Below are 20,142 nucleotides of genomic sequence, written 5' to 3'. Positions count from 1 at the left end.
TTGTAAGTAATATATGGCAGTAAAAATTCGTTTAGCTAGAGGCGGTGCTAAAAAGCGTCCTTTTTACCGTGTAGTAGTAGCTAACGCAACAGCACCTCGTGACGGTGATTTTTTAGAAAAAGTCGGAACTTATAATCCAATGCTTGCTTCAGATAATAGTGAGCGTGTGGTTTTAAAAAAAGATCGTATAGAATATTGGCTTGGCACCGGTGCTAAACCAACTGAACGAGTCGCAAAATTTATTGAGCAAGCTGGTGTTACTCTTCCTGAGAAAGTTAAAAAAGAAATGGAAGTTAAAGCAAAAAACCGCAAAGCTAGACCAAGTAAAAAGGAGGTTAAAGAAGCTTAGTTTATTGCTACATGATGCCTTGTATGTTATGCGGATTGAAAACCTGCTTGATGTCATTCCCGTGAAAGCAGGAATCTAGGGTAAAGCGAGATAAATCAAGCTTTTAATTTCAAAATTTGCTATATTTATAGCTTTTTTGGATTCCTGCTTTCACGGGAATGACATCAGAGCATTTTTACACATATCTTTTCTCTATAATCATATTAATATGCCGGATTAGCTCAGTGGTAGAGCAACCGCCTTGTAAGCGGTAGGTCATCAGTTCAAATCCGATATCCGGCACCATCAAAATTTTTCTTGTTATACCAGGGATCGGTTTATGTCATTCCTAGCTAGAAGCAGGAATCTAGAAAAAAATATAAATACAGCAAATTTTTGAAATTAAAAGCTTAGGTTATCTTGCTTTATGCTGGATTCCTGCTTCTAGCTAGGAATGACATAAGAGCCATGCAATAAAGCAGTTTTAACTAAGCTTAACATCCTTTAAACTATGATAGTAATCGATAAAACATCTTATAGAGCTGTGGGGTTTGATAAACGTATTAAATTCCTAGTGCTACATTATACACAGTGTGGTTTTAAGCAGTCTTTAGATTTTCTAACCGGTGAAAAGTTAAGTAGCCATTATTTAATAAACAATGAAAACCCTGAACATATATTTCAATTAGTAGAAGAGCATGATAGAGCATGGCATGCTGGAGTAAGTTACTGGCAAGGTCATGAGCGTATTAATGATACATCAATCGGTATTGAAATCGTAAATCCTGCATTTGAAATAAATACAAAAAACAATAATATAGTTTGGCTACCTTATGCAGAAAGGCAAATTAATAGTGTCATAAGTTTGTGTAAACAAATTATCGCTAAATATGATATTAAACCTACTAGAGTGGTTGGGCATTCTGATATTGCTCCAGGTAGAAAACAGGACCCTGGTCCACTATTTCCTTGGAAACTATTATATGATAACGATATTGGAGCATGGTATGATGAACAAGTGTTTAACGATCTATTGCCGCAAATCGACATAACCGATATTGCAGCAACTCAGCAAAAATTTATTACATACGGCTATAAGCTTGAAGCTACTGGAATTTTAGATTCTAAAATGAAAGATGTTATAATTTCGTTTCAAATGCATTTTCGTCCTAGTAATTTTTCCGGCGATTTGGATGCTGAAACCATAGCAATTTTAGATGCATTAATATTGAAATATAAATCTGAGTTAAGTAATTAATATGACACATTTATAATATGCTACAATTTATAACTATACCGAATCTTATGGATTATCGGGTTACTTTGAAATTAATGGAAGATTACGTTAATAAAGTAATTAGTGATAATGAGCCGGAAATTGTTTATTTAGTTGAACATTCAGAAGTATATACAGCCGGTACTAATTATAAACAAGAAGAATTATTAAATTACGGTGATATTCCGGTAATTTACACAGGACGTGGCGGTAAATTTACTTTTCATGGACCTGGTCAGCGTGTTATTTATCCAATTCTTAATTTAGCTTCACCAAATCGACACAAAGATTTAAAGCTATATATAAGAATGCTTGAAGCATGGATTGTAAATAGCTTAAATTATTTTGGAATTAAAGCATATATTATTAAAGATAAAGTAGGAATTTGGGTAAAAGTAAGAAAAGATGAATTTGCTAAAATTGCTGCAATAGGTGTTAGAGTAAGAAAATGGATTACATATCACGGTGTATCTATAAATATTTCAACAGATTTAAGTAAGTTTAGAGGGATTATTCCTTGTGGACTTGAAAATTCTTTAGTAACATCTTTAAATCAGTTAGGAATTCATATTGAAATGTCTGAATTTGATAAAATTATTCAAACTGAATTTAATAAAATATTTAAATGATCAGAAAATTTTTACTCACAATTTTAGCAATTTTTGCTCTTTGGGTTGGTGGTCTTGGTTATTTTTTATATTTAATAAATTCTTATAAGTTCAATAGTAATACCACTAATGCAATAATAGTATTTGCAGGAGGAGGACATAAAATTGAAACCGGTATTGCTTTGCTTAAAGCAGGCTATGCACCTATATTATTTATTATCGGTATAGAATCTACAGAGCAATTAAAAAATTTGTTAAAGGAATTTAATGTTATAGAACAGCAGGTAATACTTGCTCCGAATAAAATAACGCCTGAAGAAGATAATATTAAGAAAGCGGTTGATTTTATTGTAACTTACAATCTTACTTCAGTAGTTTTAGTAGAATATAATTATAATATGCCTTTTATGCTAAATAAGCTTGAAAAAGAAATTCCTTCTTCTAATACTATCTATATAGCACCATATCCTGTTTTTTTCAAACAAAAATATGATGTGTTATTAAAATCCTATCATCGTTATTTAATGAGTATAGTAAACTGATCCCCACTTTGTGCTTCGTTGTTATCATTGTTGTGAGGATCAGTTTCACCTCTGTCATCCCAGTGGTTTGACCACGGGATCCAGTTAAAAATACTAAAATTATTAGTATTTTTATTGTTTTTATGGACCCCGTGGGTTTTATCGGTCCACGCAACAATGTCTTTGTTGTTCGTCGGCTTGCCTATTAGTTATATACTTCGCTCCGCACGCCTGTCAGAAAATGGGTCTGTTACTCAAGGTAGAGCTTCTTAGGTTCTTTACTCTTTGCTAGTACAATATTTTAGAACGGCTACGCCAAATAATGCAGAAATTAAAGAGCCTATTATTACTGCAGCTCTCATAGAGTTTGAAGGACAACTACTCTCAAACGTAATACTACCTATAAATAAACTTAGGGTAAATCCAATTCCTCCGAGTATAGATATAGAATAAAATTTTAACCATGAGGTATCACTTGGTAAATTACAGAGTTTAAATTTTACAAATGGATATGAAAATAGCATAATACCTAATTGCTTACCTACAAATAAACCAAATATTATCCCATAAATTAAAGCAAGTATTGAGTTGGAACATGTGCCTTTAAATACAAAATATTCTAAAAGGATACCGGAATTCATAAATACAAAAAGCGGTAAAATAAAGTAATTTACAAAAGGACTAGTTAAGTTTTTAAGTTTTTTAAAAGAAGTGTTAAATTCTCCTTTTATATTAACAGGTATAAAAAGTGCTATAATAGCTCCGCATAAAGTACCATGAATACCTGACTCCACCATACTAATCCATAATAATAAACCTACAATTATATAATACAATAATTGTTTAACTTGTCTATAATTCAATATAAACAAGATGAATATAATTACAGAGGAAATTAATAATGCCGGAGTATTGATGGTTTTAGTATAAAACCAGGCTAGTATAATTAACGCAAAAGCATCGTCAATTAATGAGCAACCTATAATAAAAGCTCGTAATTCTAAAGATATATGTCGACTGAAAAAAGATAAAATACCAAGGACAAAAGCAGTATCGGTTGCTATAGGAACAGCCCATCCTTTTATTAATCCCGGTTTATCATAATTAAAAAACATGTATATTAAGGCAGGAACTACCACACCTCCAAGGGCTGCCGTCGCAGGTAATATTAGTTTTTTTTATTTTTATATTCACCTTCTACTAGGTGAAATTTCATTTCTAAACCTATTAATAAAAAGAAGAAGGTCATGAGACCGTCATTAACCAACTCTATAAAAGTTGTTTGTAAACTTACATTCCCTATTGTTAAAGAAAATTTACTGTAAATAAAAGAAGAATAATATTTTGCTAGGAAAATATTATTGCTGACAATTATTGCTAAAGTAAAAGCAATAATTAATAATATACCGGCAAAAGTACCAGATTTAATTAATTCTCTTAATTGATTATTTATGCCCATGATTTTAATATTAGTTATAACAAGCTCATAATAATAAGTTATTTAAATTCATTAAGAAAGTCAAAAATCTATATAAATTCATAGTGATAATTTATTTTTTTAGTGAGATAAAAAGTTGTTTTTGTACTTTTATAAGCTTATATAATAAGCGTAAGAAGATATAATTATTAATTACAAAATAAAAATATCTAAGCAATTCTTATGTTAGTAGAACAGCAAACCGAATGGATTATCAGTAATAACCTTGTAAATAAGAGATGGCATATAGATAATGATACTAAAAAGAATGTTTATTTCCAAAAACCAAAATCAAAAACAGAACAGACAAGATTAAACGGAAAAAGACCTGATTATATCTTATATGAAAGTAATAATGATAAACCTATTGCAATAATAGAAGCAAAAAAAACAGGAGCAGATTTAAGGCGAGCTTTGGATCAAGCAACGGAATATGCAACATTGCTTGATGTACCTATAGTGTTTGCAATGAACGGAGTTTACTGTGAAGCTCATTTTGTTGCTAATAATAAAGAGCTTATATTAAACGGTGATGAAGTAAGGGAATTACTGTGTCAAAAAGAATTATTAGTTTTTTTAGAAGCAAACAGTAATGAAGCTTGGACTATATCGAAAGAAGTTAAAGTATCACATGAAGAATTAATATCGATATTTAAAAACTTGAATAATCTTTTAAGAAGTGAAGGACTCCGAGCAGGAATAGAAAGATTTAGCGAATTTGCAAATATATTATTCTTAAAGTTATTAAGTGAAAACAACAAAAAATCTTGGTGGAATAATATCAAAGCACAATCAAACGATAATATTATCGGTTACATTAATAGCTATGTTATAGAACAAATTAAGAATAAATACGGTGGTGATGTTTTTACGCCTATTTCTCTAAGTAATAATACTCTTCGTCATATTATTGATGCAATTGATCCTCTCATTTTATCTACAATTGATACGGATATAAAATGTGATGCATTTGAGTGTTTCCTAGAAAAAAGCATTTTGATTGAAAATAATTTTGGTGAATATCCTACACCGAGAAATATAATCAAAACAATTATTAACCTAATTGATCCCAAGTTTGGAGAAACTATTTATGATCCTTTTTGTGGTGCAGGTGGTATTTTAACTGAAGTTGTTAATTATATAAAAGAAAATAATATAATTAACACTGAAGAAAATTTAGAAAGGTTAAGGTTTAATACATTATATGGACAAGAGTTAACTAAAACTTCTAGAATCGCAAAGATGAACACTGTTTTACAAGGTTATGATGGACATAGTGAAATCCAGCAAATAGATTCCCTAAGAAATCCTTATTATATTAGCTCCAAGACAAGCCAACAATTAAAGTTTGACATAGTAGCTACTAATATGCCATTTTCTCAAACTATCACTAAAAAAACTATAAAAAACGGCAAAACTGTAACAGAAAATCATATAGCTCCTCTTTATTATAATGGCATTGCGAAAAATAACGATGATGCTGCTTGTGTTTTGCATTGTCTACAAAATTTAAAAGAAGGCGGTAGAATGGCCTTGGTAGTACCTGAGGGATTTTTGTTTAGGAAAGACACATCTAGCGTCCGTCAATTTTTACTATCAAAAGCAAAATTACAGGCTGTTATTTTTCTGCCACAACGTACTTTCTTATCTTATGTGAGAGTAAAAACGTCGATACTGTATTTTACCGATGCATATAAACCAAATAAACAGAAATATTATTGGTTTTCTAAATTTGAAGATATGCATAACATATTAGATAATAGAAAAATGGAAAAACTAAGAGTAGATGAGCTATTTTTATTTGATACTAATAATGAAGCTAAATTAAATTTACTTTGGCAATAATTGATGTACATTAACTACTTAAAAGATTTGATTGGTTTTAAGTCTGTAACTCCTGAAAGCGATGGGGCTATTGAGTATATTGATGATTTGCTTAAACAGCACGGCTTTAAGACCGAAATAAAAATATTCGGCGATTTTAAAAGCGAGCAAGTTACTAACCTTTATGCTGTTTTCGGTAGAAATAAGCCTAATATTTGCTTTGTTGGTCATGTAGATGTAGTGCCGGTAGATAATCGTGCGCTTTGGCATAATGCGAGTCCATTTAAGGCTAGCCAGCAAGATGGTAAGATATATGGCAGAGGTGCGGTGGATATGAAAGGAGCTATAGCGTGCTTTCTAGCAGCTAGCTTAGATTTTATAAAAAATAATGCCGGTTTTAAAGGTTCTATTAGTTTCTTACTTACTAGTGATGAAGAGGGGAAAGCAAAGCATGGCACTAAAGAAATGCTGCAATATATTTATGACCAAGGACATAAGGTAGATTTTGCTATTGTCGGTGAACCTACTTGTGAAAAAGAAATAGGTGATACAATTAAGATCGGCAGAAGAGGAAGTGTTAACTTTAAATTAAATATAGACGGTTTAGCAGGGCATGTAGCTTATCCTCATAAAGCAAATAATCCGTTGCCTTGCTTAATAAAAATATTGAATGAGTTAACAAATATAAGACTTGATGAAGGTACTGAATTTTTTCAAAATTCAAATCTTGAAGTAACGAATATTGATGTTGGTAATGAGACCTCAAATGTAATTCCGGTAAGTACGGAAGCATCTTTCAATATACGTTTTAATAATTTACATAGTGCAGAAACTTTAGCAAAACAGGTAGAAGAAATTATTAAACGATATTGCAAAGAATATAAGGTAGATTATAAGTTAGAATATAGTAGTTCTGCTGGAAGTTTTATTCAGAACCCTAGTGCTAAAATAAAAGAATTTGCTAAAGTAGTAGAGCATACTCTTAAAATAAAACCTAAATTCTCTACAAGCGGCGGTACATCAGATGCAAGATTCGTCAAAAATTATTGTACGTTAGTAGAATTCGGTTTATTATCCGAAACGGCACATAAAATAAACGAATACACAAAAATTAGTGATTTACAAAAATTATATGATGTGTATTATAATTTTTTGATGGAAATACTTTGATGTCATTGTTGTGTGGATCAGAAAACGTCATTGTGAGCAGCCGTAGGCTGTGCAGCAATCTCATAAAATAATAACAAATTCCTGAGATTGCGGACGTACAATTGCTATGCAATTTCCGTAGCTCAGACACAAAAACCGATCCACGCAACAATGACTTACGGTAACGGCATTACCATATGCGGATGTGATGAAACTGGTAGACATGCAAGATTTAGGTTCTTGTGCCGCGAGGCGTGGGGGTTCAAGTCCCTTCATCCGTACCATTTCTCTAATTTTGTAATTATTTAATTTCATAGTCTATTAATTACCTTGAAGTTACTTGTATATTAAATAAGCTTCTTAATATTTTAGATAATTTTTTAATTTAATAAGAGTACAGCTATGCGTTCACCTTTCAGTAACAATACTGAAGAAAGTGAAGTAATAGAAGTTTCTTCTCAAACCACTGCTTCCCAAGAACCGATAGCTACCGCAACTATCTTTACATCAACCTTATCTGTAAAAGTAAACCAATCGGCAAATAAGGAAGATGATAAGGAAAAAGAAGAATATGCAAAATTTTTGGAAGGTTTTACTAAAACTCGAATCAAAAAATATTCAGAACCTTTTGTTAGGCAACCTTTGGACCAAAGTAAAGTAACAGATTTAAAAAGTAGTACGGAAGAAGAAAAATTTACAAATTTTTCGAATAGTTTCACTGATAGTCGACGTGAAAATTTTTTAAAGCCTATTAGAAAACCTTTGGATAAAAACGTAAAAAAGAAAGATGGACTACAAGTTTCAAGTTTAAAACAAGAAAATATAGGAACTAATGAGTTACTGGAAAAAATGTTTATTAAGTTAAAAACGAACCTACTAGTGCTGTTAGTTACGAAGATAAAGTTAAAATAAAGAGCATACTATGTGAAATACAAAATTTCGCTTCTGAAAAAGTGATTGAGGATATTAAAAATATTATACATAATAATATAACTAGGGAAACGCTAAATTATTTAAATGAAAATCTTGGGAGATTTATAGTCAATAAAACAAGTATAGCAAATTATGAAGTGTTAGTCTAAGGAGCAGACAATACTGTTATATATTAATAGAACTGAATAAACAATTAATTATAAAATTCCATGCAGCAATTTAGTATTTATCAAACAAGCGGTGAATTGCTTCTAAAATCGATATTGCTTCTGATAGAAAAATGCTATCACTCTGATCTTAAAAGCGTGATATTAACTGCAGATGCAGATCAACAAGAAATGCTCAATAAAAATCTTTGGACTTATTCACGTAAGCAATTTATACCTCACGGTAGTAAACTTGATCCGCATCCTGAAAAACAGCCGATTTATATTACCGATGAGTTACAAAATCCTAATAATGCTAGTGTGCTTATCATTATTTCACCTACAGCTATAGAAAAAATTTTACAAATTAAGGACTATGTAGAAGTTTTTAAAAGAATAATTATAATAACCGATTTACCAGAAGATTTAAAAGAATTAACAGTTAAAATAAATAAATTTACCGAGCAGGAAAATAAAATCGATTATTTTACTCAAAATCTTCGTGGAACATGGAATAAGGTAGAATAGATTTATATTCTTTTACGTACAAATAAATATAATCCGATCGTTAAAGCAATAACCAAATTGGAGTAACAAGCAAAAAATAAAATCTAGATTTTTTGAAGCAAAATTTTGCAATATAAAATGAATTGAAGTAACTAGCAATACTGTTAAGGCAGAAAATAATACTGGCATAAAAGTTGTTTTTTTGCTATAAGGATATCTTAGAAAAACTGCAAGTGCTAAAAAAGGTAATACAAAATTATATAAAGGCCAAATTATTCTTTGATGTGCTTCAGCAATTAATTTAATTTTTTTAGTAATAACTAAATCATGAGTAGGGGCAAGTAATTCGCTTATATAATATTCATTTGCTTCTTTATTATGTTGAGTTCTTTGTGATGCTAAAGGATTATCATTTTGTAGCTTTATCATTAAAGAATCAAAAGTTAGTTGAGTTAAATTACCGTTTACGTCATATTCTTGTCTTAGACCTTTATTAAGTTCAAAAATCGGGTTATTATCATATATATTAAGAGTACCTGAACCAGCAAATACTACTGATGGATTATCAGCGTTGCGATTATCAAATATTATTACGCCGTTCATAATATTTCCTGCTGATTTTTTATCTATAAAAACAGTTATATCTTTCGTTACTTTATTAAAAGTTTTCTCTTCAATCATACTTGAGATATAATTATTCTTTATAAAGTTTAAATGTGATTTTAAGTTTATATGAGATAACGGCAGGATGGTAGAAGATATATAATAAGCAAGTAGCATAACTATTAATGCGACATATAAAGCAGGCAATGCTAGCTGTACATTATTAACTCCCGAAGCTTGTAATATAATTAATTGTCGCTCGACTTTTAAATTATTATAGATATAGATGATGGCAATAACCGTTATTACCGGTAACAGAATAAATAATAAAGTAGGAAGTACTAGAACTATTAAACTGAAGAAGTCCATAACTTTTATACCTTTATCAAATAAGTATAAAAGTTTTAATATTTGCGTTATCCATACTATACTAGTCACTGAAAAAGTAACGACTATAAGCAGCGGTAAGATATTTTTTATAAAGTGTTTTCGATATAGCAGCATAGATTTGTTCCAAATTTGTCATACCGTAGTTTGACCACGGTATCCATAAAAATAATAAAAAATACTAATATTTTTTACCGGATTCCGCGATCAAGTCGTGGAATGATAATAGTAAGCATTACACCAACCTTTCTTATTATATTATTTGCAAAGATGCGATAAATTAATTTACCTATTAGTATTGTTATAAATGCAATAGCAATGCCGTAAATTATATCACTTGGGTAATGCATGGCAAGGCTTATGCGAGATAAAGATACGAGCATAATAACACAGATCATTAAGATTTTTAATGGTAATTTAATATAATCCCAAATAAAATATATTACTAAAACGCTAAGAGCTGCGTGGCTGCTTGGAAAGCTTGAAAAGCATCTTTCATTTGCAGTATTTATTATGGTCATGAAATTATCCGCAGGAAGACTGCAATAAGGGCGAGGGAAATTAACTAAAAATTTAAGAGCGGTAAAAATTAAACCGAATACCCCGTATATTATACCGATTTCAACTAATTTATTATAACCGTGCCAAAATTTATTTTGTCGTTCATTATCATGTTTAATTTTCTTTAATTGAATATAAAAATATATACAGTATAAAATATATATTAAGGCGAAATTAGCGATATTAAAACAAAACGAAATTATTTTTAAAAAATAAGGTATAGAGCCGATATTAGTAATTTTATTCAAAAATAAGAATATTTCTTGATTTAAGCCACAAAAATTATAAAAAACTTCAAACATCATTTTAAATATTTATGTTACAAGTAATAATACTTGGGTGTGGAGCATCTATAGGCGTACCGGTGATCGGGTGCGATTGCAGTATTTGCACCTCTCCTTCAAAGTACAATAAAAGGACTAGATCAGCAATATATATTAACGATGAAAATAGTCAAATATTAGTTGATTTCGGTTTTGATATTAGAAATCAACTATTACGAGAAAAGATAAATAAGCTTGATTGTGCTATATTAACACATTATCATTCCGATCACGTTAACGGTATAGATGACTTACGGGTATTTACTTTTATGCAAGGTAAGCCATTTGAAATATATACAGATCACGATAGTACGGCAAATCTCTATACAAAGTTTGATTATCTATTTAATAATAAGTTATTTAAGCTTGGACGACTGTTCACAACGCAATCTGTTAGTTTTTTTGATAAAATTAAGATTAATACTATCGAAATACAATTTTTTAGACAACATCACGGTCCTATAGATAGTTTGGGCTTGCGTATAGGTGATTTTGTTTATTCGCCTGATGTAATCGATTTTCCGCCTGAATCGGAAAAATTTTTAAAAGATATAAAAATATGGATATTAGATTGTATGGATTATAAATCAAATCCGAATCATGCAGGGCTTGATAAAGTTTTAGAATGGCGTGAAAAATATAAACCTGAGCAGATATTATTAACTAATATGAGACATACGATAGATTATCATGATATTACGAAAATGCTTCCAAATAACGTTAAACCGCTTTATGACGGTTATAGATTTACGGTTTAGTTTATGATTATTTTAGAAAAAGTTTGTAAGCGTTACGGCAAGAATTATGCAATTAAGAATATTAATTTAAGTTTTACTACCAAGGAGACTACTGTAATAATTGGCCCTTCAGGAAGCGGTAAAACTACTCTGCTTAGAATTTTAAATAATTTAGCAGAACCAAGTAGCGGTACTTTTTTGGTAGACGAGAAGAAGTTATTGCCAAAAGATAGAAGAAAGCTTCGTTTAAAAGTCGGTATGGTTTTTCAAAATTTTAATCTCTTTCCTCATTTAACTGTAGGAGAAAACCTAATTTATACACCGGTAAATGTTTTAAAATTGCCGAAAGAACAAGCAATTTCTATGGCAAAGGAATTACTTGCAAAATTTAAACTAACACAAAAATTTGACTCATATCCGGCAAGCCTATCAGGAGGACAAAAGCAACGAATAGCGATAGCAAGGTCTTTAATGATGAAGCCGGAAATTTTGTTATTCGATGAACCGACTTCGGCACTCGATCCTGAAAATATTAAAGATGTTATAGAGAATATAAATTTATTAAAAGATCAAATGAGCATGGTAGTGGTTACGCACCATTTGAAATTTGCAAAATTAATAGCAGATCGTATTATTTTTATGGATCAAGGACAGATTTTAGCAAATCAGCCTGCGGAGGAGTTTTTTAAGAAACCGGCATCACATCGAGCTAGGTTATTTTTAGAGAATATCGGTGATTTGATGTGATTTTCTTGATAAAGATAAAATTATAGCCTATAATGAATATTTCATTTAGTATTAATTATAGGTCTAATAATGGAACATATTTATGCAAATCTAACAGTTAGTATCTCAGAATTTAAAAAAAGCCCTACTGCATTATTAGATAAGGCAAGCGGTGAGCCTATAGCCCTATTAAATCATAATAAACCGACTGCTTATTTAATTTCAGCTAAATTATACGCAAGAATCATTGAAGCTTTAGATGATAATTATTTATTAGAGCTTTCTAAAATTAGATTAAAAGATAAAAAGGCAGCGATCAAGGTTGATATAAATGACTTATAGTCTAGAATTTATTCCTATTGCCAAAAAAGAATGGGATAAGTAATAAAAGAACAGTTTAAAAAGAAGTTATCAGAGAGACTTAAATCACCCAACGTACCCAAAGATGCAGTAAACGGTGGAAATAACTTATATAAAATAAAGTTGAGGTCAGTCGGTTACCGACTAGTGTATGAAGTAGATGATAAGCGTATAATAGTACTTGTACTTGCTATTGGGAAAAGAAATCGGAATGAAGTGTATAACAAATTATTTTCTCGTATTTAATTTCTTAGTGTCATATCTGTAAATGAAAATAATATCGCTATATGAATAAAAAGCTTAGCTTATTTTTTTAGTATAATATCATTATTGTTATGTTCTACAGTCTTTGCACAGATACGAGTAGAATTATCGCAAAAACTAAAAAGTTTTATTAAAAAGCTCGAATTGCAAAAAGACGCATTACAAGGAGGAGCAATTGCAATTTTATACAAAGGTGAGATTATTTATAAAACAACGTTTGGAAATCAGAGAGGTAAGAGTGGAGTTATTACGGATAAAACTTTATTGCCTTTAGCATCGGTTTCAAAAGTTGTTTCAGTAACGGCAACTGCATTAATGGTAGATCAAGGAAGTTTAGATTTTGATGAAAAATTCAAATTACCATACTGAAAAAATACTATTAGTCTTAATAATATTTTAAACCATACAGCAGGTTATCAATTCTCATGAAATATTGAAATTGAGCAAGGGATGAGTTGCTCAAAGCTTTTAACATTGTTAAAAACACAACAAGCTAGTTGTAAACCAGGGTAATGTTATAAATATAGTAATATCGTTTTAGTATACTTGAAGAAGCTTTAAATTGTAAAAATCAAGTTTAAATGCTGCAATAGATAATTTGCATACAACGCTTAAAAACGCAAGATATACAAATATTACCGCTAGAGCCGAATATACAACTTGCTTATCCGCATTCTAAAGCAATAATAGACGGACAAGAGGAATAACATTGCTGTGGTTCCCGCCATACTATCCAAAGACGGTACCCGCGTCTGCCGGTATTTTTGCATCGATAGGTGGAATGATTGAAATATTCAAACTTAGTTTTGGTTATAAACCGAATCTTATTTCTAAAAGTACTTTAGATCGTATGTATAAAATAGTAAAATCCAACAAAGATGTTTTTGGATTTAAATGGCAACCGATTTTGTCTAATGATTGAGTCATATTACGCTCTTGGATGGCGTATTCTTAAAGTAAGAGGATGCCCAAATAAGGATTTAATTTTTCACTTAGGATATATTAACGGTATTAATTCTTTTATTGGTTTTATACCCTCAGAAGAACTTGGAATTATTATTCTAGTGAACCAAAAAGGTAGTTTCCCACTTAAAAATGGGCTGGGACTTTGGTTTGATTATATAGGTTAAAAAAATTATATTATATGAATAAAAAACTTATAAAACTTATTTTTATAATTTGTAGCACCGTAATTGTAACCGGTTTGTTATACAAATATATCAATCAGTATTATCCAAAATTTTTTAAAGAACCACAAAATATAGGGAGTTTTTGTGCGTCGTTATTAATATTATTTAGTATAATTTACAGTACTATTAGCCAAAATGAAATACGCAGATTTTGTTTGCAATTAGCAATGTGGGCAGCAATTTTTTTAGTTATAATAACCGGTTATGCTTTTAGGTTTGAGCTGAACTATGCTTATCATAGGGTAATGTCTGCTTTGATTCCATCATATAAATGGTCTACTGAAGTTGGAGAAATGATTATAGCCCGCAGCGGAGACGGGCATTTTTATATCAATGCTTTTGTAAATAACGTTAAAATAAAATTTATGATAGATACCGGCGCAAGTGATATCGCTTTGACTAAAGAAGATGCACAAAAATTAGGCTTTGACTTAACTAAATTAAAATATACCAGAACTTATCTGACAGCTAAGGGTGAAAATAAAGCAGCACCTATAACCTTGAATAGTGTAGTAATCGGTACGGAATTTAAGAATATCAAAGGACATGTAGGTCTTGGTGAACTTGATATCTCACTGCTTGGTATGTCGCTACTCGAGCGTTTTAAAGGTTTCAGGATTGATAAGGATTTATTAATTCTGAATTATTAGACTTCTTTCCAAAGAAGTTTATAGAACTTAAAAAGTGTTGTTGCGTGGCTTGATTTCATCCCTGTCATGCCGCATTTATATCAACTTAAGAGAGATGTCATCCCGTGGTCAAGCTACGGGGGTAACACAGTGCATTTTACCAATCCATGCAACAATGCTTTTACTGGAATGGCTTAAACGTCGTATTAAAACGGCATTTTGAAACCGGGCGGTAAGCTCATACCGTTTAAAGCTCCTGATAAAGAATTTTGAGAATCTTCATCACATTTTTGTTTAGCATCGTTAAAGGCAACTTTAATTAAATCCTCAAGCATTTCTTTTTCTTCTGATTTTAATAAAGATTCATCAATTGAAATCTTTTCAACTTCCCCTTTACCGGTGATAATAATTTCAACAAGCCAGCCGCCTGCTTTACCGGTATACCTCGCATTTGCCATTTGCTCTTGTGCTTCTTGCATTTTCTTTTGCATTGATTGGGCTTGCTTTAAAAACTGATTAAAATTTACCATAATTCTATCCTTTAATTTTTAAGTAATATATCTGAAATTTCCACATTCGGGAAATGTTTTTTAATTAAACCAAAATCGTTACTTGCTTTAATCTTATCTATTAACTGACTCTTTAAGGTTTGCTTGTTCTGTTCTTTTATTACTATAAATTCACACTTTTCTTTAGTAAAAGCAGCTAACAAATCTTCTATTTGTTTCTTTACTTTACTTTTAACTTCAAGACTGCAGAACTCTAATCTATTATCACTGAGATGTTTAAGTTCCGTATGATTGAGCAAGAAATAATATATATCTATCTCATTATTTTTATATAGATATTCAAGAAAATCTACAATTTCAAAATTTTTTTTATTTCCTGATTAATTGACTGATTTAAATTTTGATTATTATCATCAGAATCGTCAAGCAGCGGCAGCGACGTCGAATATATAGATTTTATAACTAACATTTCCGTTTCTGTTAGTTGATTATAGGAAATTTTTATTTCCCCTACTCCCTTATTATATATTTGCCATAAGATTGATAGATGCGGCAAGCTGATTTTATCTAATATGCTTTTAGTCCTATCGTTAAATGATTCATATATCGGTAAACTATAATTAGGTAACATTTTTACTTTGTTAAGATAAGCAATAAAATCTGCTACCGATTCTATAAAAATCTCAAGATTAACAGAAAAACCGTAAAGTTTATTTATTAAATTTATAGCTTTTTCCGTCTCTCTATGAATTATATATTCTACAAATTCTATTATAACGGAAGCATCAACAAGCCCAAGTATTTGATTAATTATTTGAGGGCTAATTATATTATCGGATTTCGCTGACATACTAGCTGCTTGATCTAAAATAGATACTGCATCACGTGCAGATCCTTCAGACTTATAAGCTATAATTCTTAAAGATTCTATATCGGTTTTTAAGTTTTCTTGCTTAGTTATATATTCAAGTAGCTTAAAAATCTCTTCAAAATTCAACCGCCTTAAATCATAACGTTGACATCTTGAGATAATAGTTGCAGGTATCTTTTGTACTTCCGTCGTTGCAAAGATAAATATTATATGAGGCGGCGGTTCTTCTAAAGTCTTAAGAAGTGCATTAAACGCTCCCTTAGAGAGCATATGCACCTCATCAATGATGAAGATTTTATGTTTACCTTGTAGAGGTTTATATTCAGCGGATTCTATAATTCTACGTATATCATCTACGCTAGTTTTACTTGCTGCGTCAATTTCGATTATATCAGGGTGATTATGATTATTAAAGCTGATACAATTTGTACATTCTTCGCATGTTTTAATAGTCGTATTTTCGGTAATTAAAGCAGAACAGTTTACGGCTTTAGCAATAATTCGGGCGGAAGTAGTTTTACCGACTCCTCTAATACCTGTTAAAAGATAGCCTCCGGCGAGCCTATCGTTTAAAATAGTATAGCTTAAAACTTTGACTAATACCTCTTGCCCCTGAAGCTCGGCAAAGTTACTAGGACGATATTTCCTTGCAAAAGGAATATATTGATTTGATGAATTTATATCTAGCACGATTGTTATAAGACTTTTTATGGCATTCTAGCTAAAAACCGGTGTTATTGTGTAGCTCTCTATGTCATTCCCGCTTTCGGGCGTTGTGGCGTAGAATCAATTACACCTCTGTCATCCCCGTGGCTTGACCACGGGATCTAGTTAAAAATACTAAAAGCATTAGTATTTTGAATTGTTTTTATGGACCCCATGGTCAAGCCACGGGGTAACACAGTGGGTTTTACTGAACCACGCGGGAATGAACATCGAAATTAGAATAATGCTAGTAATGACCCACCGAATCCTACTCTGGCTGCTTCCTTTCAGACCTGACCGACTAAGCAGGCACAATGCCCACTACTAGCATAATTAACATAACCTGTTTATTTTCAAGAAACAATATATTTTTTTTCTATTTCCGATTTTGTTAATCTTTCAGGAGGACCAAATATTCCAGGGTTTTTTAATTTAAACAAATCATCGGAAAATTTTTGTACTTTAGCTATTTTATCAAAAGTAATAGTGATTATATTATTATCTGCAAATATTTTTAATGCTTCAATTTGTTTAGTAGCTTTATTAAAAGTAATTTCGCTACGTTTTTCCGTTAGAGTATGATAGATAGTAATTTTAGAAATATTTCTTTCGTTAATTACTGATTCAAAAACAAAATCCTTGTCAAAATGCTCATTATCTTCTAATAAAAAATTAAATGTATTTTCGCTTCTATTAATACGGCTTACCTGCTCCATATCATAATCATACATCGATACGAAATTTTTAGTACCTATTATAACTAAAGGGAAAGGAGGATAATAATTACATCTAAAATTATAAGGTTTGTGGATTAACAATTTTCCTTTAACTATTTTACCGTACGAATCTTCTTGAGTAAAATCTATCGCAATTGATTTTATAGTACGTAAATAAGTTTTTAGCTCCGAAATAGTTGTTTTATCATCTGCTCCAAACGCTACGACTGAATTTATAAAAACACAAATAATAACTAAGAATATTTTTTTCATTTTTATTGTTTTATATTTTAAATTATGTTTAAAATACCTTAGTTATTTTGTTAAAACAAATGATATTTATGAAAATCGTTGCTTTAAAAGAAAAAGCCAAGCATGAGTCGCGTGCCGCTATAACGCCTGAAGTAGCGGGGTTACTAGTCAAAAAAGGTTATGCAGTTACGGTAGAAAAAGATATAGGGCTTCATGCCGGTTTTCTTGATGAAGAGTATATTGCTCTAGGTGCTAAAATATCTTCGGTACCACTCGAAATTATTTCTGATGCCGATATTATATTAAAGGTACAACCTTCATCCGTTACGGATAAATATAGTGAGCTTGGATTCGCAAAAAAAGGAGCAATTATTGTAGGATTATTATCGCCTTATTTAAATCATGAATATATAAAAGCGGCAGCTAAAAAAAATCTTACGACTTTTGCTATGGAATTTGTGCCGAGAATTACTAAAGCTCAAAATATGGATGCTTTATCTTCTCAAAGTAACTTAGTTGGTTATAGAGCCGTAATTGAAGCAAGCTATCATTATACAAGGGCTTTTCCTATGATGATGACGGCAGCAGGTACGATTTCACCGTGCAAAACTTTGGTGCTTGGTATCGGTGTTGCAGGACTCCAAGCTATTGCAACGGCAAAAAGACTCGGTAGTATTGTTGCAGGATATGATGTGAGGGCTGCTACCAAAGAGCAGGTAGAAAGCTTAGGAGCTAAGTTTATTTCACCGGAACTACAAGAAGATTTACAAGATAAATCAGGTTATGCTAATGAGAGTTCGGAAGATTATAAGGCTAAACAAGAAGAGTTTTTAGCAAAAATTATTAAAGGATATGATATAGTTATTACTACTGCACAAATTCCAGGAAAAAAAGCACCTCTGCTTGTTACAAAAAAAATGTTAGAGTCTATGAAGTATGGCTCAGTGATTGTTGATATATCGACTAGTACAGGCGGGAACGTAGAAGGTTCAGAACTGGATAAGATCGTTACTAAGCACGGAGTTACAATAATAGGTTTATCAAACCTTGCTACTAAAATTGCTACAGATAGCTCAAAATTATATGCTAAGAATTTGTATAATTTTCTAACCTATGCGTTGCAAGACGGTAAATTTAATATGAATGATGGGTTAGTACGTGGTATGCTGATTACTAAAGACGGCAAAATTGTGAGTGAGAAGGTTAAGTAATTATGTGTCTATCGTCATTGTGGGAAGAATTATGTAGTAATTCGACGAAGCAATCCAGTCAAAAATTCTGATTTACAGAATTTTTTTAATTATTTAACTGGATTGCCGCGTCGATGCTGTGCATCTCCTCGCAATGACAATGAAAAAATAACCAAGAGAAAAGTATGAATCAATTACCGATAATGGCTAAACAGGCTGCTGAAATTGCCCATAATACCCAAGAATTATCAAATAAATTAAAAGATTTGGTAATAGATACTAGTTGGCAAACAAACACAAGTACTATAGATCCGCTAGTATTTGCTATAACTATTTTTGTATTAGCTTCTTTTGTAGGCTATTATGTTGTGTGGAAAGTAACGCCTGCACTCCATACTCCGCTTATGTCTATTACTAACGCTATTTCAGGTATTATAGTTCTTAGTTCTATGATGGCCGCAAGTAGCTCTGCTTTTGGGTTTTCCGGTTTACTTGGGTATTGTGCAACGCTGCTTGCTTCTATAAATATCTTCGGCGGATTTATAGTAACAAAAAGAATGCTCGAGATGTTTAAAAAGAAGTAATTATAATGTCATAGTTGCGTTGTGGCGTGGATATCAGAACCGTTATTGCGAGGAGCGAAGCAACGTGGCAATCCAGAAAAATAATTAAAAGAATTCTGTAAATCAGAATTTTTAACTAGATTGCTTCGTCAATTACTTTGTAATTTTCCTTGCAATGACAAACAAGTCAAACTACAACTCCAGCTCTTTATATTCAACGGTAACTACTTCGTATGATTTAGATCCTTTCGGTGTTGTAACTTCTACAAAATCACCTACCGATTTTCCAATCAAAGCTTTTGCTATAGGAGAAGCGATTGAAACTTTTTTTCTAGTTATATCGGCTTCATATTCTCCTACAATAATATATGTTACTTTTTCTTCAGTATCGTCGTCAATCAAAGTAACTGTAGCTCCGAATTTTATGTTATCTCCTGATAATTTACCAATATCAATAATTTCCGCTCTTGCTGTCATATCTTCAAGCTCTTTAATACGCCCTTCTATAAATGCTTGTTTCTCACGTGCCGCTTCATATTCTGCATTCTCGGATAAATCGCCGTGTTCTCGTGCTTCGGCTATATCTTCACTAATTTTTTTACGCTCTACATGTTTTAAATGTTTAAGCTCGTGTTCTAATTTTTCAAAACCTTTAGCGGTGATAGGAAATTTTGTATTCATAATTATATTGTATAGATTTAGTAATTTTAGTATACTATTTTCAATAATATAGATTTTAGCAAGTATATTTGTAATAGTTAAATTTGTCAAATAAGCCTTTTTAATG

Annotated in this window: 22 protein-coding genes, 2 tRNA genes, 1 other RNA gene and 3 pseudogenes; 20 read left to right on the top strand and 8 right to left on the bottom strand. The window is 31.2% G+C overall.

Annotated elements, in window-relative coordinates; genetic code table 11:
- Positions 1 to 13 precede the first annotated feature (13 nt).
- The 5 genes from rpsP to A452_RS0106690 all read left to right on the top strand — a co-directional run bounded on the left by rpsP (position 14) and on the right by A452_RS0106690 (position 2,754).
- Complete coding sequence (rpsP, locus tag A452_RS0106710; protein ID WP_014412153.1) at positions 14 to 349, top strand: 30S ribosomal protein S16; 336 nt, start codon at positions 14 to 16, stop codon at positions 347 to 349.
- 210 nt (positions 350 to 559) lie between these two features.
- Positions 560 to 634: transfer RNA gene (locus tag A452_RS0106705), tRNA-Thr, on the top strand.
- Positions 635 to 839: 205 nt separating this feature from the next.
- Complete coding sequence (locus A452_RS0106700; protein WP_014412154.1) at positions 840 to 1,586, top strand: N-acetylmuramoyl-L-alanine amidase; 747 nt, start codon at positions 840 to 842, stop codon at positions 1,584 to 1,586.
- Between the two features lie 17 nt (positions 1,587 to 1,603).
- Positions 1,604 to 2,233, top strand: coding sequence for a lipoyl(octanoyl) transferase LipB (lipB, locus tag A452_RS0106695; protein WP_014412155.1), 630 nt, complete (start codon positions 1,604 to 1,606; stop codon positions 2,231 to 2,233).
- The gene (locus A452_RS0106690; protein ID WP_014412156.1) at positions 2,230 to 2,754 is read left to right on the top strand and encodes a YdcF family protein; all 525 of its coding nucleotides are present in this window, start codon (positions 2,230 to 2,232) and stop codon (positions 2,752 to 2,754) included. Before lipB ends, A452_RS0106690 begins: the two co-directional genes overlap by 4 nt.
- A 257-nt stretch (positions 2,755 to 3,011) precedes the next feature.
- On the opposite strand, the pseudogene nhaA reads toward A452_RS0106690, so the two are convergent.
- Positions 3,012 to 4,192, bottom strand: a pseudogene (gene nhaA, locus A452_RS0106685) (Na+/H+ antiporter NhaA).
- Positions 4,193 to 4,393: 201 nt separating this feature from the next.
- Between nhaA and A452_RS10120 the strand changes: the two are divergent.
- The 5 genes from A452_RS10120 (at position 4,394) to A452_RS0106655 (ending at position 8,790) form a co-directional block, all read left to right on the top strand.
- Positions 4,394 to 6,055 (top strand): HsdM family class I SAM-dependent methyltransferase, encoded by a 1,662-nt coding sequence (locus A452_RS10120; protein ID WP_014412158.1) that lies wholly within the window; start codon positions 4,394 to 4,396, stop codon positions 6,053 to 6,055.
- Between the two features lie 3 nt (positions 6,056 to 6,058).
- The gene (gene dapE / locus A452_RS0106670) at positions 6,059 to 7,204 is read left to right on the top strand and encodes a succinyl-diaminopimelate desuccinylase (RefSeq protein WP_014412159.1); all 1,146 of its coding nucleotides are present in this window, start codon (positions 6,059 to 6,061) and stop codon (positions 7,202 to 7,204) included.
- Between the two features lie 178 nt (positions 7,205 to 7,382).
- Positions 7,383 to 7,467: transfer RNA gene (locus A452_RS0106665), tRNA-Leu, on the top strand.
- Positions 7,468 to 7,585: 118 nt separating this feature from the next.
- Entirely contained in the window at positions 7,586 to 8,095 is a 510-nt protein-coding gene (locus A452_RS0106660) for a hypothetical protein (RefSeq protein WP_014412160.1), read from the top strand.
- Positions 8,096 to 8,325: 230 nt separating this feature from the next.
- A complete protein-coding gene (locus A452_RS0106655; protein ID WP_014412161.1) occupies positions 8,326 to 8,790 on the top strand; it encodes a DNA polymerase III subunit chi in 465 nt (154 codons plus the stop codon).
- 2 nt (positions 8,791 to 8,792) lie between these two features.
- Here the strand turns inward: A452_RS0106655 and A452_RS08730 are convergent.
- Together A452_RS08730 and A452_RS0106645 are read right to left on the bottom strand one after the other, a co-directional pair.
- A pseudogene (locus tag A452_RS08730) lies at positions 8,793 to 9,876 on the bottom strand (LptF/LptG family permease).
- 74 nt (positions 9,877 to 9,950) lie between these two features.
- Positions 9,951 to 10,622: a phosphatase PAP2 family protein gene (locus tag A452_RS0106645; RefSeq protein WP_025999598.1), complete on the bottom strand. Its 672-nt coding sequence runs from the start codon at positions 10,620 to 10,622 to the stop codon at positions 9,951 to 9,953.
- Between the two features lie 14 nt (positions 10,623 to 10,636).
- On the opposite strand from A452_RS0106645, the gene A452_RS0106640 reads away from it, so the two are divergent.
- The 8 genes from A452_RS0106640 (at position 10,637) to A452_RS0106610 (ending at position 14,570) form a co-directional block, all read left to right on the top strand.
- The gene (locus tag A452_RS0106640; RefSeq protein WP_014412164.1) at positions 10,637 to 11,401 is read left to right on the top strand and encodes an MBL fold metallo-hydrolase; all 765 of its coding nucleotides are present in this window, start codon (positions 10,637 to 10,639) and stop codon (positions 11,399 to 11,401) included.
- A gap of 3 nt (positions 11,402 to 11,404) precedes the next feature.
- Positions 11,405 to 12,127, top strand: coding sequence for an amino acid ABC transporter ATP-binding protein (locus tag A452_RS0106635; protein ID WP_014412165.1), 723 nt, complete (start codon positions 11,405 to 11,407; stop codon positions 12,125 to 12,127).
- Positions 12,128 to 12,196: 69 nt separating this feature from the next.
- On the top strand, positions 12,197 to 12,448 hold the full coding sequence (locus tag A452_RS0106630; RefSeq protein ID WP_014412166.1) for a type II toxin-antitoxin system Phd/YefM family antitoxin: 252 nt from the start codon (positions 12,197 to 12,199) through the stop codon (positions 12,446 to 12,448).
- Between the two features lie 42 nt (positions 12,449 to 12,490).
- The gene (locus A452_RS10115) at positions 12,491 to 12,712 is read left to right on the top strand and encodes a type II toxin-antitoxin system RelE family toxin (protein ID WP_231290032.1); all 222 of its coding nucleotides are present in this window, start codon (positions 12,491 to 12,493) and stop codon (positions 12,710 to 12,712) included.
- Positions 12,713 to 12,874: 162 nt separating this feature from the next.
- Positions 12,875 to 13,099, top strand: coding sequence for a serine hydrolase (locus A452_RS0106625; RefSeq protein WP_193427892.1), 225 nt, complete (start codon positions 12,875 to 12,877; stop codon positions 13,097 to 13,099).
- A gap of 340 nt (positions 13,100 to 13,439) precedes the next feature.
- Positions 13,440 to 13,652: a hypothetical protein gene (locus A452_RS0106620; RefSeq protein ID WP_014412169.1), complete on the top strand. Its 213-nt coding sequence runs from the start codon at positions 13,440 to 13,442 to the stop codon at positions 13,650 to 13,652.
- On the top strand, positions 13,645 to 13,860 hold the full coding sequence (locus A452_RS0106615) for a serine hydrolase (RefSeq protein WP_014412170.1): 216 nt from the start codon (positions 13,645 to 13,647) through the stop codon (positions 13,858 to 13,860). Before A452_RS0106620 ends, A452_RS0106615 begins: the two co-directional genes overlap by 8 nt.
- A 14-nt stretch (positions 13,861 to 13,874) precedes the next feature.
- Entirely contained in the window at positions 13,875 to 14,570 is a 696-nt protein-coding gene (locus A452_RS0106610) for a TIGR02281 family clan AA aspartic protease (protein ID WP_014412171.1), read from the top strand.
- A gap of 185 nt (positions 14,571 to 14,755) precedes the next feature.
- On the opposite strand, the gene A452_RS0106605 is transcribed toward A452_RS0106610, so the two are convergent.
- From A452_RS0106605 to A452_RS0106595, 4 genes and pseudogenes are all read right to left on the bottom strand, one after another.
- Positions 14,756 to 15,079 (bottom strand): YbaB/EbfC family nucleoid-associated protein, encoded by a 324-nt coding sequence (locus A452_RS0106605; protein WP_014412172.1) that lies wholly within the window; start codon positions 15,077 to 15,079, stop codon positions 14,756 to 14,758.
- Positions 15,080 to 15,090: 11 nt separating this feature from the next.
- Positions 15,091 to 16,619: pseudogene (dnaX, locus tag A452_RS08725) on the bottom strand (DNA polymerase III subunit gamma/tau).
- A 254-nt stretch (positions 16,620 to 16,873) separates the two neighbouring features.
- Positions 16,874 to 16,967: signal recognition particle sRNA small type (ffs, locus tag A452_RS10110), an RNA gene on the bottom strand.
- 20 nt (positions 16,968 to 16,987) lie between these two features.
- Positions 16,988 to 17,623 (bottom strand): outer-membrane lipoprotein carrier protein LolA, encoded by a 636-nt coding sequence (locus A452_RS0106595; RefSeq protein WP_014412174.1) that lies wholly within the window; start codon positions 17,621 to 17,623, stop codon positions 16,988 to 16,990.
- Positions 17,624 to 17,691: 68 nt separating this feature from the next.
- Between A452_RS0106595 and A452_RS0106590 the strand changes: the two genes are divergently transcribed.
- Complete coding sequence (locus A452_RS0106590; RefSeq protein ID WP_014412175.1) at positions 17,692 to 18,813, top strand: NAD(P) transhydrogenase subunit alpha; 1,122 nt, start codon at positions 17,692 to 17,694, stop codon at positions 18,811 to 18,813.
- 164 nt (positions 18,814 to 18,977) lie between these two features.
- A complete protein-coding gene (locus A452_RS0106585) occupies positions 18,978 to 19,376 on the top strand; it encodes an NAD(P) transhydrogenase subunit alpha part 2 (RefSeq protein WP_014412176.1) in 399 nt (132 codons plus the stop codon).
- Between the two features lie 171 nt (positions 19,377 to 19,547).
- Here the strand turns inward: A452_RS0106585 and greA are convergent, their stop codons facing one another.
- The gene (greA, locus tag A452_RS0106580; RefSeq protein WP_014412177.1) at positions 19,548 to 20,036 is read right to left on the bottom strand and encodes a transcription elongation factor GreA; all 489 of its coding nucleotides are present in this window, start codon (positions 20,034 to 20,036) and stop codon (positions 19,548 to 19,550) included.
- Between the last annotated feature and the right edge of the window lie 106 nt (positions 20,037 to 20,142).

Source organism: Rickettsia australis str. Phillips (assembly GCF_000273745.1).
Lineage (GTDB): Bacteria > Pseudomonadota > Alphaproteobacteria > Rickettsiales > Rickettsiaceae > Rickettsia > Rickettsia australis.
Note: the sequence above shows the minus strand (reverse complement) of the source record. Positions and strands in the feature narration are given on the sequence as shown.

What these genes read in the sequence shown, in the direction of transcription:
- A452_RS0106700 (WP_014412154.1), top strand. Translation starts at nt 840, where the DNA reads ATGATAGTAATCGATAAAACATCTTATAGAGCTGTGGGGTTTGATAAA.
- A452_RS0106610 (WP_014412171.1), top strand. Translation starts at nt 13,875, where the DNA reads ATGAATAAAAAACTTATAAAACTTATTTTTATAATTTGTAGCACCGTA.
- A452_RS0106590 (WP_014412175.1), top strand. Translation starts at nt 17,692, where the DNA reads ATGAAAATCGTTGCTTTAAAAGAAAAAGCCAAGCATGAGTCGCGTGCC.
- A452_RS0106595 (WP_014412174.1), bottom strand. Translation starts at nt 17,623, where the DNA reads ATGAAAAAAATATTCTTAGTTATTATTTGTGTTTTTATAAATTCAGTC.
- A452_RS0106615 (WP_014412170.1), top strand. Translation starts at nt 13,645, where the DNA reads ATGATTGAGTCATATTACGCTCTTGGATGGCGTATTCTTAAAGTAAGA.
- A452_RS0106640 (WP_014412164.1), top strand. Translation starts at nt 10,637, where the DNA reads ATGTTACAAGTAATAATACTTGGGTGTGGAGCATCTATAGGCGTACCG.
- A452_RS0106630 (WP_014412166.1), top strand. Translation starts at nt 12,197, where the DNA reads ATGGAACATATTTATGCAAATCTAACAGTTAGTATCTCAGAATTTAAA.
- A452_RS0106605 (WP_014412172.1), bottom strand. Translation starts at nt 15,079, where the DNA reads ATGGTAAATTTTAATCAGTTTTTAAAGCAAGCCCAATCAATGCAAAAG.
- A452_RS0106585 (WP_014412176.1), top strand. Translation starts at nt 18,978, where the DNA reads ATGAATCAATTACCGATAATGGCTAAACAGGCTGCTGAAATTGCCCAT.
- A452_RS0106690 (WP_014412156.1), top strand. Translation starts at nt 2,230, where the DNA reads ATGATCAGAAAATTTTTACTCACAATTTTAGCAATTTTTGCTCTTTGG.
- A452_RS0106655 (WP_014412161.1), top strand. Translation starts at nt 8,326, where the DNA reads ATGCAGCAATTTAGTATTTATCAAACAAGCGGTGAATTGCTTCTAAAA.
- rpsP (WP_014412153.1), top strand. Translation starts at nt 14, where the DNA reads ATGGCAGTAAAAATTCGTTTAGCTAGAGGCGGTGCTAAAAAGCGTCCT.
- A452_RS0106660 (WP_014412160.1), top strand. Translation starts at nt 7,586, where the DNA reads ATGCGTTCACCTTTCAGTAACAATACTGAAGAAAGTGAAGTAATAGAA.
- A452_RS0106635 (WP_014412165.1), top strand. Translation starts at nt 11,405, where the DNA reads ATGATTATTTTAGAAAAAGTTTGTAAGCGTTACGGCAAGAATTATGCA.
- A452_RS10120 (WP_014412158.1), top strand. Translation starts at nt 4,394, where the DNA reads ATGTTAGTAGAACAGCAAACCGAATGGATTATCAGTAATAACCTTGTA.
- dapE (WP_014412159.1), top strand. Translation starts at nt 6,059, where the DNA reads ATGTACATTAACTACTTAAAAGATTTGATTGGTTTTAAGTCTGTAACT.
- lipB (WP_014412155.1), top strand. Translation starts at nt 1,604, where the DNA reads ATGCTACAATTTATAACTATACCGAATCTTATGGATTATCGGGTTACT.
- greA (WP_014412177.1), bottom strand. Translation starts at nt 20,036, where the DNA reads ATGAATACAAAATTTCCTATCACCGCTAAAGGTTTTGAAAAATTAGAA.
- A452_RS0106645 (WP_025999598.1), bottom strand. Translation starts at nt 10,622, where the DNA reads ATGTTTGAAGTTTTTTATAATTTTTGTGGCTTAAATCAAGAAATATTC.